This is a genomic window from Thermodesulfobacteriota bacterium (assembly GCA_040755095.1).
Classification (GTDB): Bacteria; Desulfobacterota; Desulfobulbia; order Desulfobulbales; family JBFMBH01; genus JBFMBH01.
On the sequence record JBFMBH010000127.1, the window covers coordinates 1 to 14045 of the forward strand.

General features: G+C 68.6%; 11 protein-coding genes. 2 read left to right on the forward strand and 9 right to left on the reverse strand.

What is annotated here, in order from left to right; translation table 11 throughout:
- Window positions 1-7 precede the first annotated feature (7 nt).
- From AB1634_15810 to AB1634_15820, 3 genes are read right to left on the reverse strand one after another with little or no spacing between them, the layout of a single operon-like run.
- Complete coding sequence (locus AB1634_15810) at window positions 8-211, reverse strand: YlcI/YnfO family protein (protein MEW6220979.1); 204 nt, start codon at window positions 209-211, stop codon at window positions 8-10.
- The gene (locus tag AB1634_15815; GenBank protein MEW6220980.1) at window positions 208-357 is read right to left on the reverse strand and encodes a PIN domain-containing protein; all 150 of its coding nucleotides are present in this window, start codon (window positions 355-357) and stop codon (window positions 208-210) included. Before AB1634_15815 ends, AB1634_15810 begins: the two co-directional genes overlap by 4 nt.
- 51 nt (window positions 358-408) lie before the next feature.
- Window positions 409-4713 carry a hypothetical protein gene (locus AB1634_15820; protein MEW6220981.1) on the reverse strand — a complete coding sequence of 1435 codons (4305 nt, stop codon included), beginning with the start codon at window positions 4711-4713 and terminating at the stop codon, window positions 409-411.
- Between the two features lie 130 nt (window positions 4714-4843).
- On the opposite strand from AB1634_15820, the gene AB1634_15825 reads away from it, so the two are divergent.
- Both AB1634_15825 and AB1634_15830 read left to right on the forward strand, forming a co-directional pair.
- Entirely contained in the window at window positions 4844-6112 is a 1269-nt protein-coding gene (locus AB1634_15825) for an ATP-binding protein (protein MEW6220982.1), read from the forward strand.
- Window positions 6113-6139: 27 nt separating this feature from the next.
- The gene (locus AB1634_15830) at window positions 6140-6403 is read left to right on the forward strand and encodes a prevent-host-death protein (protein ID MEW6220983.1); all 264 of its coding nucleotides are present in this window, start codon (window positions 6140-6142) and stop codon (window positions 6401-6403) included.
- Window positions 6404-6420: 17 nt separating this feature from the next.
- Here the strand turns inward: AB1634_15830 and AB1634_15835 are convergent, their stop codons facing one another.
- The 6 genes from AB1634_15835 to AB1634_15860 all read right to left on the reverse strand — a co-directional run.
- Entirely contained in the window at window positions 6421-7917 is a 1497-nt protein-coding gene (locus tag AB1634_15835; protein ID MEW6220984.1) for a transglutaminase-like domain-containing protein, read from the reverse strand.
- A 43-nt stretch (window positions 7918-7960) separates the two neighbouring features.
- The gene (locus AB1634_15840; protein MEW6220985.1) at window positions 7961-8422 is read right to left on the reverse strand and encodes a hypothetical protein; all 462 of its coding nucleotides are present in this window, start codon (window positions 8420-8422) and stop codon (window positions 7961-7963) included.
- The gene (locus AB1634_15845) at window positions 8422-8625 is read right to left on the reverse strand and encodes a hypothetical protein (protein MEW6220986.1); all 204 of its coding nucleotides are present in this window, start codon (window positions 8623-8625) and stop codon (window positions 8422-8424) included. The genes AB1634_15840 and AB1634_15845 overlap by 1 nt, the downstream gene beginning before the upstream one ends.
- Before the next feature lie 93 nt (window positions 8626-8718).
- A complete protein-coding gene (locus AB1634_15850) occupies window positions 8719-9090 on the reverse strand; it encodes a DUF202 domain-containing protein (GenBank protein ID MEW6220987.1) in 372 nt (123 codons plus the stop codon).
- Window positions 9091-9100: 10 nt separating this feature from the next.
- The gene (locus tag AB1634_15855; protein MEW6220988.1) at window positions 9101-10279 is read right to left on the reverse strand and encodes a Xaa-Pro peptidase family protein; all 1179 of its coding nucleotides are present in this window, start codon (window positions 10277-10279) and stop codon (window positions 9101-9103) included.
- A 50-nt stretch (window positions 10280-10329) separates the two neighbouring features.
- Window positions 10330-14045, reverse strand: a 3716-nt coding sequence (locus AB1634_15860; GenBank protein ID MEW6220989.1) for a PAS domain S-box protein, incomplete at its 5' end; no start/stop codon positions are given.

The following is a 14045-nucleotide window of genomic DNA, read 5'->3' on the forward strand; positions in this document are numbered from 1 at the left end:
TAACCGTTCACCAGCTACCCTGGTGAACGGTTACCCCGGCGCGGCTGCCGCGCCCCGCCCGGGCCTGCAGATAGTCCTCGGTCAGGAGCGCGGCGACCTTCTCGGCCACGGCGGTGGCGATGAACTGGTTGATGGAGACGCCTTCCCGGGAAGCCAGATTCCGCAGCTCCCGGTGGAGGGACGCCGGGAGCCTGAGGCTGAGGGTACTCATGGGATGCCTCCCAGCAGGGTGAGGAATGTCTGCGCTGTCAACGCCCGAACCCCGAAACGAGCACTGCCGGTGAAGTCCCGGATGTTGAAGGTGAGGATGAACGGGCATCCAGCCGCCACCGCCAGCTCCAGGACCATTACCACCAAGCCATGTGCAAGACAAGGCTGGCGGGAGGCCTGTTCCCGCTCACCTGGGCCTCAGACGGGTGTCGAGGCGTCGAGTCCCTTGACCCGGACCGCAATGGCACCCAGAGCGTTCCTTGGTAAACGGCGCGCCAGCTCATCCAGGCGGCTGACAAGCGCGGGAAACTGCAAGGACGCCCGGGTAGCCGGGTCACGCCAAGTCCGTTTGCCGTGATGGCTCACCACCAGGATCCCGTGCCGGCGGCTCGCCGGCTTGAGATAGTCTTCCGCCAGTTGGCGGGTGAGGGCGCGCTCAAGCTCCCGAACCGTCCAGTCCATCCCGCCGTGCTTCACCTCAATCGCCACCTCGAAACGCGCTGCGGTGGACGAGACGACGATGTCCGGCTGCTTCATGTCTGCCACCTTCGCCTCGCGATGCACGTGGAACTGCCCACGGCTTCGCAGGGATAGTTGCTCGGCAAGCCAGCCTTGTACCTCGGGCTCATCTGCGGCCCGTGTGAGCAACGGCCTTGAGGTGAAGTCCTCATGCCGGAGGTCCTGCTGGATCTCCGCCAGGACGCCGAGGACCACCTGCAGGAGCGCCTCACCGGTCTTGGCCGGTACGACGTGGCGGTGTTCGAAGTTCAACACCTCGGCCGGAGTCCAGGCTGGCAGCTCGGCATCGCTCTCGGCCTTGCCATGGGCGAGCTCGCGGAGACTCGCCGCTCGCTCACCAATGGCCTCTTCGTCGGCGAGTTCGTGCAGGGCATGGAAGGCCTCAGCGCCTGGCCTTCGGATCAAGGCCTGCAGGAGGGCGCCTCGGGCCTCCTTCGCCTGCTCATCCTGAGAGGGCGCAGGCCGATAAGCCTGGTGTGTCAGGGCCAACAGGGAGGGTACGGGCAGATCCGCCAGGGCACTCTGTGCCAGGCCGATGTGGCTGAACAAGGCGGCAAGAGCGGCCTCGAACCGGGTTTTGTCCCCCGGCGACGAGATGTCCAGCCGTCGGACCAGCTCGTCCGTGGCCGCCACGCCATTGACCAGGAACAGCATCGCCAGGTAACGGTGCATGACAGCGTCGTTGTTGGCGGCGTGCGCTGCGCGGAGCCGGCGGCGCGCCAACGCCGCGGCTCGCCGCCGGCGATCCTCCGGGTCCAGGTCCAGGCGCCCCAGCACGGCCAGACCGTGGTGAAGCCTCGTCAAGCTTGCAGGCTTGTTGGGACCGGTGATGATCGCGAACAGAATCTCCTGGACGGCCGGCTGGATCTGCCGCTCCCTCCCGGAATACTGGACCAGGAAGTCGTGGCACCCTTCCTCAGGGTTTGACCATTCAGCCTGCAGCGTCTTTCGGAGAAGCGGCAGGACGACGGACGGATGCTGATCGATCAGGTCGTCGAGCCACGCCGGATATCCAGCCCCCGCCAGGCAGGCATGTTCTGCCGCTCGCTTCGCGTCGCAGGGAAGCAGCCGCGCAGCCCAATCCCGGTCCTCCGCGGCCTCAATCCCCAACCCGGCGATGGACAGGACTATGGTCCACTGCCCTTCGACCATGCCGTTCTTGCGCACCGGCCGGGCCGGTGTCGTGATTCGCCACAGGAGCTTCATGCCTTCCCGGAAGGCTTCGGCGACGGGTTCCCCGAAGCCTTTGGCCAGGAGCCGCCAGTGCCGGGCAGCCTGCGTGAGTCCGTGGCCAGCTTTATTGGCCAGCCATCTGTTCAGGGTCAAGAGCTTGGAAGCCCCCACAGCCCAGTCTTTAAGGATGGCTGGATCCCGGAGCGCCGCTGGATTGGCGCTGACCTGGTCCCGGAAGGCGATCCAAGAAGCCTTCTTGGCGCAGGTTTCCTGATCTTTGGCCAGTTCGATCTCACGGGTCAGTTCTTTCCATTCGGCAGGTTCTTCCGGTTCATTGACCGTCGGCGTGAGAAAGGACTCCAGCGCCTCTTGGAGAGCGCTGGATCCCTTCACCAGGCTGCGCAGACGGTCCACTTCGGCGTCCAGTCCGTCGTGTTGCCTTCGCAGAAGACTTACGATGGTTCGGAGGGCAGTCCGGCGGTCGGTCTCCCGGGGGAGGTCTGCGAGGTCCGCACACAACCATCCCAGATCCTGCGCCCCGAGCTGCCACAACGGAGTTGGGTGCGGCCGGGCCTGGTTCCAAGAGATTGCGAGGTCGGATCGTCGGCTGCCGTTGCGTCGTGTCTCCTCCACATCCGCCCAGAATAGCCGGCGTTTCAGACGGCCATTGGCGGCAACCATTGCGGCCAGGTGCGGTGCATCCTCTTCCCACGAACCGTACTGGTCGGAACGTTCTATGGCCATCAGGACCTGGATCAAGCCCGCGGAGATATCGGCCTCTCCCAGGGCCAGCACCGCTTGGTGCGCCAATGGCGTCAAACGGCTGGCAAGCCAATGGTACCGCGCCGAGACGCGCCTGATTTCATTCCGAAACGGGGGCTTCAGGCACAGGGTTCCGAGTCCTGCCAAGAGCGCGTCACGGGTGGCAACATCGGGGCAGGCCTGCCAGAATTCCTTGAGCTCGAGCTCGGGATACGAGAGGTGATCCTCCTGCCCTGGAAAGCGCTCGATCACTCCGAGCAGTTCATCAACAGAGAGACGTCGTGGAAAAAGCAACTTGGCGAAATGGGGCCCCAGGCGTGCGATGGCCTGAGGTGTCGCACCATTCAGCCACGCCGCAGCCGCGACCAGCCCTGCCTCGTCGGCGCACGCCTCGATGGCCTCCAGGGCAACGATCCGCAGGTAGTCGTCTGCCGCCGGATCAACGACGATGGGCCGTGCCAGATCGACGCAGGCGTGGATCGTCCCTTCCCGGACAAGTCGCAGCAGGTCGGTCCGGAACGTGGTCCGGTCGTTGATGCTCCATGCCTGCCGGATGGCATCTGCCAGGTCCGGCGTCGCGAACATCCACAGGGAGCGATGATCCACCATGTCGTCAGCGATTTCGCCTGCGGCATGCCGGGTGGCGTAGGCGAGGAGAAGCTGCTCCTTGACGGCCAGGGGCAGGGAGCCGGGATCGCCGTGGCGGAGAAGGACCAGGGGCTCCCTTCTGATGATCTCGTCACGGATCGCCTGGTTCTTCAGGGCCAGCCAGGCTGCGGCTGGCCGGAGGGAGGGCACCACGGTCTCGACGCCGTAGCGCTCCACAAAGAGCAGGTCCCAGACCGCTTGCCGCGGGCAACCGGCCTGCAGCAGGCGGTGCAGCCATTGGGCGGTGAGGTACTCCTGGGTGCCGCGATGGTGAAACCGGATCCGGTCATAGGTGGCCGGCGCGAAGATCCCCCGGCGCAGCAGGGCGTTGCGCTCGGCGTCGGTCCAGTCCAGCACCGCAGCGGGGTCTACGGCACCGGCGGCCAGGGTGGGGTCCGGCTCGTGGCCCGGGGCGCGGATGGTGAAGGACCTGGCCAGGGTGAGGGCCGCGGCCAGACGCTCTGCACCCTGGCGGGCCTTGGCGGCCGCCAAGTGCTGGTTGTCGGGCCGGTACTTGTCTTCTTCGGCCAGCTTGCGGGCGACCCCGTGCTCAGTCATCTCGGCCAGGGAACCGAACTGGCCGTGGTGATCCCGCCAGTAGGCGACCAGATCCAGGAGATCGCCCGGCCGCTCGGCCAGGGCGTCGAGACCCTGCTGCTCGACCGCCGTCACGAAGGCATCGGGCTGCTGGACCTCGTTGGCTGCAGCGAGTTGGCGTCGCTGTGCGGCAGCCAGCGGCACCAGCCGCACCACCAGCAGGGCTTCCGCGTCCGGCACCTGTTCGTCCGCCCCTCTTGGCGGCCCGGTCCGCCGGCTCTCCTTGAAGACGGGGTCGAGGAGAGCGGCATCGGGATCGTCCTGTTCCGTCGCTATGGGCCTTACCGGCACAGGCAGAAGCTCTTCGATGGCCGCCCGGTCCGCCTGTCCCCGCCAGTCGCTGGCTCGGCAGGAGAGATAGACCCGGATCCGTTCCATTTGCCCGTTCACTGCGCGCCGGAAGCACTTCAGGGCCTTCCGCAGTTCTTTGCGGTTGAGGCGCGCCTCGTCCACCGAGTCCAGGAAGAACCACGCATCTGCCGTCGCCATCCCGTCCCGCCAGCGCCGGAACAAATCCACGACTCGTGGCTCCAGCGCATTCTCAAAGACGTCGTCGGCGAGGTCCTCAATGGTGACAAAAAAGGCCGCCTGCCCCTGGGATTCCAAGGACTTGGCCTGATGCCGGAGCTCTTCCGTCTTGCCACTGGCAGCCTCTGCCAGCAGCACGACGCGGCGCCGCTTCAGGAGGTCAGGCCAGTCCAGCCAGCCACCGTACTTCCGCCCCCAACGGGGGTCGAAGTCAAGGGCGGCCTCCTCGTCCTTGTCCAGGGGCACGAAACTGCGATGGAGATCGACGAATGGCATACGAAAGCGGAGCCTCCTGCGACACAGGATGAGTCTCGGTCGTCCGGATGGCAATATTTTTTGTGTAGAAATTGCATTATTTGTGCAATAATCGGCCTGAAAAAGTCAACAGACCCTTTCGAGGCCCACCATGCTTCTGGAATTCAGCGTCGCCAACTTCCGTTCCTTCTGGCAGACCCAGGCCCTGCAGATGACCGCCGGCCCTGGTCGCGAGCTGCGAGAGAGCAACTGCTTTTCCTCGCAGGTGCCTGGAGTGCCGAACCTCTTGCGCTCGGTTGTCCTCTATGGTCCGAACGCCGGCGGCAAGAGCAACCTGATCCGGGCCATGGACTTCATGAAGCAGTTCGTGTTGGGCTCGGCCAAGGAGGGGCAGGAGGGGGAGCCGATCCCGGTGCAGCCGTTCCTCTTTCATCCTGAGGCGTCCAGCCGCGCCAGCGAGGTCCAGGTGCTGGTGATCCAGGATGGGGTGCGGTACCAGTATGGATTCGCGGCCACCCGGGAACGGGTGACGGCCGAATGGCTGCTGGCCTTTCCTGGGGGGCGGCCCCAGCGTTGGCTGGACCGGCGGTATGATCCGGCGACCGGGAAGGAGAGCTGGCACCTGGGCAACAAGTTGACCGGGCCCAAGCGGCTCTGGCAGGAGGCCACCCGGCCCAATGCCCTGTTCCTGTCCACCGCGGTACAGCTCAATGCCTTGGCGCTCAAGCCCCTGTTCCACTGGTTCCGGGAGCTGGCGGTCATTCCCCACGGCGTCCTCGTCGATCCGGTGTTCAGCATCGAGCAGTGCCAGGACGAGGCGATCCGGCAGCGGGTGGTGGCCTTCCTCAATGCCGCTGACCTGAGCATTGCCGACGTTCGTCTGGAGAAGCGGCCATTTTCGCCGGAGGATCTGCCCGCGGACCTGCCCGCCGACCTCCGCGAACAGGTGCGGCAGGAGCTGGAGGGCAAGAAGCTGGTGCGGGTTCAGCTTCTGCACCCGGTTCCTGGGGGCCATGGAACCGTGTCCTTGCCGTTGGGCGAGGAATCGGATGGCACGCGCAAGCTTTTTGCCTATGCCGGGCCCTGGCTCGACATCTTGGCCAGTGGCCGGATCGCCTTCGTGGACGAGCTTGATAACAGCCTGCATCCGGCCATCGTCCGGTTCCTGCTGCGGCGCCTCCATGACCCGGCTGCCGGTTCCCAGGGAGGCCAGGTGATCTTCTCTTCCCACGACACCTCGATTCTGGACCCTGAGGTGTTGCGGCGGGACCAGATCTGGTTTGTGGAGCGGGATGCCGCCTCTGCCTCCTGCCTGCGTCCACTTTCCGATTTCAGTCCCCGCAAGGGCGAGGCCCTGCAAAAAGGGTATCTGCGGGGCCGTTACGGCGGCTTGCCCTATCTCAGCGAGATTCCGGCTTGATGGGGGCGCATTAGAGGAGGCTGGACCATGCATCTCGTTTCGGCACAGGAAATCAAACGGCGGGGCATCGCCGCTGTGGATGATCTGCTTGCCACCGGCGATGTTCACGTTATTCGGAACAATCGACTCCAGTATGTGGTGCTCTCCGAGGACCGCTACCAGGAGCTGCTCGCCGCTGAGGAGGAGGCCTGCCAGGCCCGACTCCGTGCCTCCCTGGAGGACTACCAGGCCGGCAGGACTACCCGCGGGACGGCCGAGGCGTTGAGCAAGGCGTTGGATCTGGAAGACTGACCGCACCGGTCGTAGGCTCATTCCCTTCCCTCCTGTCCCTTCACCTCCACCTGAATCCTTCCCACCACGTCCACCAGGGGCGCCAGCTCTTTGATGGTCTCGCCGGCCAGGAGCTTCAGGTGGGTGGCGTCCGCCACCGGCTGGCCGAAGGTGGGATCCACCGGCTGCCAGCTGCTATCGAGAAAGACCTCGGTCCAGGTGTGATAGAGAAAGCCTGCGAAGTCCTCGCTGTAGGTGATGCCGTTCACCACCCGGCAGGGGATGTCCAGGGCCCGGGCCAGGGCGGCGAAGAGGAGGGCGTGGCCCTGGCATTCGGCCTTGCCGCCGGCCAGGACATCCAGGGCGGAGAAGACATCCACCGGCTCCCGGGCGATGTGGGAGGCGATCCAGGCCAGGAGGCGGTCGATCTGCCGGCAGGGGTCGGTTTCCGAGCCGGCGACCTCCCGGGCCAGGGCCTGGATGGCCGGGTGGCTGTTGGGGGCGGCGTTGGTGGGGAAGAGCGCCCAGCGGGCCTCCTCGGGCCAGGTGTCGGGCGATGCCGGCCGGCAGGGACGAGCGGCCGGCCGGCGGAGGCGGCAGCGGACCGCGGCCGCCTCCGGGGTGCAGGTCTGGGTGCTGTCGCTGGGCAGGGTCAGGGTGGCCGGCAGGCCGGTCACCAGCATCTCCAGCTCGGTGGTGGCCCGGGGCTGGGGGATAGGCGGCTCGGTGCGGATGAGGCTGAAATCGATGAAGGCCTCGGCCTTGGACAAGGCGGCCTCGGCCAGATACCGGCGCGCCACGGCTTCGTCCTCCAGGCCGGCGATGAGCACCCCGCCCAGGGCCAGCTCCAGCTGCGGCCGGCCCTGGGTGTCGAGCCAGGTCTCGACGCTCTGGCCCAGGGCCTGGGTGCGGATCCGGCAGGCCTGGCCAAAAAACAGCTCGGAGGTCTCCCAGCCGAAGATCTCCTGCCGCACGGTTGCCACGGTCCGGGCCTCGGCGTGGTAGGCGGCAAACTCGTAGACCCGGCCGGGAACAAGGTCGTGGAGCAGCGGATAGAGGTAGGTGCCGCTGGCCGGATAGAGAGCGGCCGGTGCGGGGTGGCGCTCCTCCTCCACGCCAGCGCCGCTTTCCACCCGCACCGTGAGCGTATCCCCCTCCAGAAGGCCGTCCTGGATCAGGGTGTGACCGTCCAGGTTGAAGTCGTAATGGAAGGAGACCAGGGACAGATCGGGCCGGACCAGATCCTGCGCCTTGAGGGTGATCCGCTTGTCCAGCATGAGGAGGCGAAAGGCAAGAGCCATCTCCGAGCGGATCTCATAGAGGCCGGGCTCGGCCGCCGGCGCCATGGCCAGGTGGGAGAAGCCGATCCTGGCGCCGTTGAAGACGAGGCCGCACCAGTATTCCCGGTAGGGCCAGTGGGCCAGGTCCGGGCGGGCCGGGGCGGCCGGGGTGGTGGCAGGCTGGAAGTAGAGCCCGGCGCAGCCGGTGCAGGCGAGGAGGACCAGGCCCAGGAGGAGACGGCGAGCCGGACGCATGGACAGCAACCCGAGGCCCAGGATCAGAGCCATGGCGCCCGGACTAGGGGGTCTCGTCGCCGCGCAGCCCCTTGACCGCTCGCAGCACCCGTGCGTCGTCCTGATGCTTGGGGCTGTCGATGGCGCTCTTGATGGCGAGAAGGCCGTCCAGGTCGATCCAGCTGGCTGGACTTTCCCCATAGCGGCATTCGACCCGCCGGCGCCATGCTCCGGGAAAATCCAGAGTACCCACCGACAGGAGCAGGTCGATCCGGTTGGGAGCGACTCCTATTTGGAGGATCTGGTCCCGATCCTCGGGCAGGAGCAGGGTTGGGCTGCCGAATTCGGCCAGCGCCAAGTTGGCTCGGGCGATGTTGTCCGGAGCGGGGTCGACCCAGACATCCATGTCCTTGGTGTAGCGAGGCTTGGCGTGAAAGATGAAAGCCAAGCCGCCGATGATGAGATAGCGCACCTGGTGCTTGTGCAGGAGGGCCAGGAGATCCTCGAAGTCCTGGATAGCTTCCATCAGGCCTCCTCCCGGGAGTCTTGGCCGCGGGCGGCCATGGCGCGGGCCACGTCCCGGTGCAGGGCCACCAGGGCGGACAGCCGGGCCTGGGCACCCTGGCGCTGCCAGTAAAGAAGATCCCAGCGCTCGGCATCGGCGAAATCCTGGGCCCGGTGGACCTCCATCCTCAGCCGGCGCGCGGCCGTCCGTTCCTCCAGGGTCATGATGGCACCTCCTGTGGTCAGCCGAGTCCTGTGCGCCTCTTGATACCGCAGGCCTGCCGGTGTCTGCAACCGGGAAGCGCCGGGCTCCGAGGGTCAGCGGGCGGTCATGAGCAGATAGCCCATGAGGCCGATGCCCAGGGCGGCGACCAGGGCGTTGACCGCTACGCCGAAGCAGGGGCGGTAGCCGGCCGGGATCTCGGCCGGCTGCAAGGTCTTCAGGACCCGCCGGTACTGGACGATGGACAGGACGGCGGCAACCAGGCCCAGGGCCACGAAGGCGATGCCCACCCCGATGGAGACATCCCGCTCCAGCGGGCTCGGCCGGTCAGGAGCCGCGACGTGCATGTAGAGGCCGGAGCGCTCGATGACAAAGCCGAAGGCCATGAGGGTGAGGCTGGTCCGGTTCCAGGCCAGGAGGGTACGCTCGGCGGCGAAGAAGACCCGGGGGTCGTGGAGGTCGGACATGGCATTCCTCCTACAGCACCTGCAGGCCGTCGTCCAGGATGGTCAGCCGCTCGCCACCCGCCTCGCTCACCGCGAAGGTGTTCTCGATGCCCACCACGCCCTGGCCCGGGAAGAGGAACTTGGGCTCCACCGCCAGCGTCTGCCCGGCCCGGAGCGGCTCCCGGAAGCGGGGGGCGAGGACCGGCAGCTCGTCAAGCTCCAGGCCGACGCCGTGGCCGACGAAGCGGGCCGCCTCGCCGGGCGGGCCCATGAAACGATCCGCCAGTCCGGCCTCGGCGGCCATGGCCAGCGCCCCCTGGTACAGATCCTCCGGCACCTGGCCGGGCCGCAAGCGCTGGGCGATCCAGTCCTGGATGGCCAAGGCCACCTGGAAGGCCCGCATGAGGTCCGGCGCCAGGGGGCCGATGGCAAACAGGCGGCTCATGTCCGTGATGTAGCCGTTCCAGAAGCCGCCATAGTCCACCAGCACCGGCTGGCCGGGCATGATGACCGCGCAGGAGGGGCCATAGGGGGCCGCGGTCCAGACGCCGGCGCCGGTCACCGGGCCGTCGAAGCAGCCGGGCCGGGCGGCGCCTGCGCCGGCTGCCACCAGGCCGCCGGTCAGCTCCTGGTTGAAGCCGCGGATGCGCAAGTATCCTGCCAGGCCGGCCTTGCGCAGCCGGCACTCCAGCTCGGCCGCCACATCCAGCTCCCGCATGCCGGGCCGGATGATGGCCGGAAGGAGGGCGAAGATCTCCCCCTGCCGCCGGCCGCCGGCCCGCAGCTGCTCCAGCTCCCAGGCTGACTTCACCGAGCGCAGCTCCCGGTTGGCTGCAGACAGGTCGGCGAAGGAGCAGCCCGGCAGGAGATGCCGGTACAGCTCGAAGACCTGCACCGGCAGCACGTCGAAGGGCAGGCCGATGCGCCGGGCGCTTCCGCCCAGGACCTCCATGAGCTCCCGGCTGGGAGGAAAGGGCCGGATGTCGGCCAGAGGGCTGTCCTCCCGGGCCCGGGCCAGGCCCTTGCGCACCAGGAGCACCGGCTCGCCCGCGGCCGGCACCCAGAGGACGCCGTTGGGCCGGGTGCCGCTGTAGTAGAAGACGTCCACGGCAAAGGAGAGCAGGGCGCCGTCGAGGTCCGCGGCGGCCAGCCTGTGGCGCAGGCGGTCCAGCCGGCCATGGATCTCCTCGTGGGGGGTGAGCTGGGTCATGATCAGGGTGGTCCTCCGGGGCGATGCGGGAAAAGGAGGCCGAGCAGGGTCTAACGGTCCGGGTCCCCGGCCGGGGCCATCCCGGGCTCGAGCTGCGGCGGCCGGTCGTCCGGGGCCAGGCCTGCCGCGGCAATGGCCTGGCACAGCTGGGCGAAATCCTCCTGGAGCCGGGAGACCAGGGCCGGGGCCGCCGCCAGGTCGCCGGCCGTGATTCCGGCCTCCAGGAGGCGAGCGGTTTCCTGCAGCCGGGGAGCGGCGGCGGCGGCGGCGGCGCCTTTGATGGCGTGGGCCTCCTGGCCCACGGTCTCCGAATCGCCAGCCGCCAGTGCCCGGACGATGGCAGCCAGGCGGGCCGGGGTGTTGCGGACGAAGGTGGCCAGCACCAGGCCCGCCACACCAGTGAGATCGCCCAGGCGCTGCTGCAGCTCCAAAGCATCGAAGACGACCTGCCCGGCGGCCGCCTCCGGGGGCGGGGCGGTCGAGGTGGCCAGGCCTTGACCCAGGCTGCGCTCCACGGCTGCTGCCAGCTCGGCCTGCTGCAAGGGCTTGGCGATGTAGTCGCTCATGCCGGCAGCCAGGCAGCGCTCCCGATCCCCGGGCATGGCGTGGGCGGTCATGGCGACGACGGGGACCCGGTGATCCAGGACCGGCGAGTCGGGATCGCGGATGAGACGGGTCGCCTGGTAGCCGTCCATCTCCGGCATCTGGCAGTCCATGAGCACCAGGTGGTAGGGACGGGCGGCCAGGGCCGCCAGGGCGGCCCGGCCATCGGGCGCCAGATCCACCTCCAGGCCAAGGCGGGCCAGAAACCCTTGAGCCACCGCCTGGTTGGTGGCATCATCCTCCACCACCAGCACCCGCCGGCCGGGCCAGGACGCCGGCCGGGGTGGGCCGGCCGGGGCCGCTGGCTCGGCCGGCCGATCGTCCCGCGCCAGACGCACGGTGAGCCAGAAGGTGGATCCCACGCCCGGGGTGCTCTCAAGGCCGATCTCGCCGCCCATCATCCGGGCCAGGCGCCGGGCGATGGACAGGCCGAGGCCGGTGCCGCCGTAACGGCGGGAGGTGGAGGCATCCGCCTGCGTGAAGGGGGCGAACAGCCTGGCCTGGTCCACCGGGGCGATGCCGATCCCGGAGTCGACCACCGCCAGCCGCACCTGGACCCCCTGGGCATCGGCCTGCTCCAGGCTGGACCGGAGGAGCACCTCGCCCTTCTCGGTGAACTTGACGGCATTGGCTGCCAGGTTTTGCAGGATCTGCCGCAGCCGCACCGGGTCCCCCCGCAGCTGCCTCGGCACCTGCGGATCCATCTCCACCCGCAGGGAGAGGCCCTTCTCCCGGGCCGGCACCGCCTGCATCTCCGCGACCTCGGCCACCAGCCGCGCCAGGTCCAGGGGCACCTCCTCCAGCTCCAGGCGGCCGGCCTCGATCTTGGACAGGTCCAGGATGTCATTGAGCATGGCCAGGAGGGCCTGGCCACTGGCCAGGATGGTCTCTGCCTGGCGGCGCTGGGGCTCTGGCAGGGGGGCATCCAGGAGCAGGCTGGCCATGCCCAGGATGCCGTTCATGGGGGTGCGGATCTCGTGGCTGACGTTGGCCAGAAGCTCGCTTTTGGCGCGACTGGCCGCCTCGGCCGCCTCCTTGGCCCGGTGCAGGGCCGCCTCGGCCTCCTTGTGGGCGCTGATGTTGCGCAGGATGCCGCCGACGCCGCTGATGCGGCCCTGCGGGTCGCGGATCAGGCTGCCCACCACCTCCAGATGGACAATGCCGCCATCCCGGCGCCGGACGCGGAAGCTCAGCGGCGGCTCGCCCCGATCCCGCCGGAGTCGGCCCTCGACGATGCCCCGCCGGAAGGCCTCGGTCACGGCCGGCCGGTCTTCGGCAAGCACCAGCGCCAGCACCGAGCGGCCGACCAGTTCCTCGGGACGTACCCCCAGCTGGGTGACCGCCTGGTTGATGAAGGTCAGGGTGCCGGCAGCGTCGCAGGTGTAGACAATGTCGGAGGTGTCCTCCACCAGCTGCCGGTAGCGCGCCTCGCTGGCCACGAGCGCCGCCTCCGCCGCCTTGCGCTCGCTGATGTCCCTGGCCACATGGACGCTGCCCAGAAGGGTGCCATCCTGGTCCCGCAGGGGGGTCGAGGTGATGGCGAAGTGGCGGCCCAGGCGCTCGTCGAAGATCTCCGTCCGGTGGCTTGGGCCGTCTTCCAGGAGCAGGCAGTGCAGGCACTGGGCCACCGGCGTGTCTGTGCCATGGATCACCTGATGGCAGGCCTGGCCGATGCAGCCGGCAGCCGTGCGACCCAGGGCCGCGGCCATGGCGCGGTTGATCCGCAGAATCCGGTACTGGGGATCGACCAGGGCGATGAGGTCCGGCACCGCATCGAAGGTGCGCTCCCATTCCTCCTTGGCCCGGCGCATGGCCAGGCCGGACGCCCGCAGCACCTCGTTCGTCTCTTCGGACCGCTCCTGGGCCACGAAGAAGGACAGGATCAGGACCGCCAGCACCATCACCCCCAGGATACTGGCCAGCCGGCCCTGTTGGATCTCCGGCAGAGGGCTGAGGATGACAAAGGTCAGCCCCTGGCTGGCCTGCCGGCGGAGCAGCCAGAACGGCCGGCCGTCCAGGAAGACCCGCCCGTCCGCCGCGGGCGGGCCGGCCAAGAGGGCCGGGGCCTCGGGCAGGGGATACTGGCTGGCGGCGATGATCCCTTGCCGGGCCTCCCTGCTGAGGGGCCACAGGGGCCGCAGGTAGAGCTCCTCATCGGTGGCGGCCAGGATGATGCCGTGCTCGTCCGCCAGCAGGCCCAGATCGCCGGCATCCACCGCCAGATCGCAGGAGAGCAGACTGATCTTGATGGCGACCACGCCGCTCACCTCCCGGCTCGGACCCCGGACCGGAAAGCTGGTGTAGTAGCCGGGGACCCGGGAGGTGAGGCCCACCGCCACGTAGTGACCCTGCTCTCCGGCGCGGGCCGCCTGGAAATACGGGCGGACGGCGTAGCTGTGGCCCACGAAGCCGGCGGGCGAATGCCGGTTGGACGAGGCCAGGGTTTGGCCACGTCCATCCATGAGATAGCAGACGGATTCGGGAATGACCCGGCTGTACCGGTCCAGGGTGGTGTTGACCGCCTCCAGATCGAGGTCGGTCGCCAGGTCCTGGACGGCCAGGACCGGGGAATCGGCCAGGGTGCGCACCAGCTGCTCCGCGTTGGCCATGGCGGCAGTGAGGGTGCGGCCGGCCAGGGCCAGCCCCGCCTCCCGGCGCTGGCGGGCCTCCTGGCCCCGTTGCTGGCCGCAGGCCTGGGTGATCAGCCAGCCGCCGGCCAGCGTCACTGCCAAGCCGAGGGCGCAGAACAGGTCATAACGGATCCTTGGCCGCGCTGTCAGCTCGGGTATGAGGGCCAGGCGCCGGCGGCCGGCATGCCGCCACACCGCCATACTGATCAGGACCGTGAGGCCAGCCCGCAGCAGCTGCACCGGAAAGCCCAAGACCCCGGCAAAGGAGGTCTGGCTGACCACCGAGGCTGGAAAGAAATCGGCCGGCGGGACCACGACTCCGGCCGCCAGGGTGTCGAGGAGCAGCGCCGCGGCAGCGGTGGCCACCGCCCCGGGTGCCTCGGCCGGCGGCAGCTGGCGGCTGTGCCGCCACAGGGCACCGGCGGCCAGGAGCCCGGCCGGCAGCCCCAGGGCATACCGGCTGGTGGCCACCAGGCCGCTGGCACCGGCAACGATGCCCAGGCTGGCCAGGCCCGCCAGGACGGGCGGCAGCC

Coding starts and splice junctions, on each gene's coding strand:
- AB1634_15810 (MEW6220979.1), bottom strand. CDS start 211: ATGAGTACCCTCAGCCTCAGGCTCCCGGCGTCCCTCCACCGGGAGCTG.
- AB1634_15820 (MEW6220981.1), bottom strand. CDS start 4,713: ATGCCATTCGTCGATCTCCATCGCAGTTTCGTGCCCCTGGACAAGGAC.
- AB1634_15825 (MEW6220982.1), top strand. CDS start 4,844: ATGCTTCTGGAATTCAGCGTCGCCAACTTCCGTTCCTTCTGGCAGACC.
- AB1634_15830 (MEW6220983.1), top strand. CDS start 6,140: ATGCATCTCGTTTCGGCACAGGAAATCAAACGGCGGGGCATCGCCGCT.
- AB1634_15835 (MEW6220984.1), bottom strand. CDS start 7,917: ATGCGTCCGGCTCGCCGTCTCCTCCTGGGCCTGGTCCTCCTCGCCTGC.
- AB1634_15840 (MEW6220985.1), bottom strand. CDS start 8,422: ATGGAAGCTATCCAGGACTTCGAGGATCTCCTGGCCCTCCTGCACAAG.
- AB1634_15845 (MEW6220986.1), bottom strand. CDS start 8,625: ATGACCCTGGAGGAACGGACGGCCGCGCGCCGGCTGAGGATGGAGGTC.
- AB1634_15850 (MEW6220987.1), bottom strand. CDS start 9,090: ATGTCCGACCTCCACGACCCCCGGGTCTTCTTCGCCGCCGAGCGTACC.
- AB1634_15855 (MEW6220988.1), bottom strand. CDS start 10,279: ATGACCCAGCTCACCCCCCACGAGGAGATCCATGGCCGGCTGGACCGC.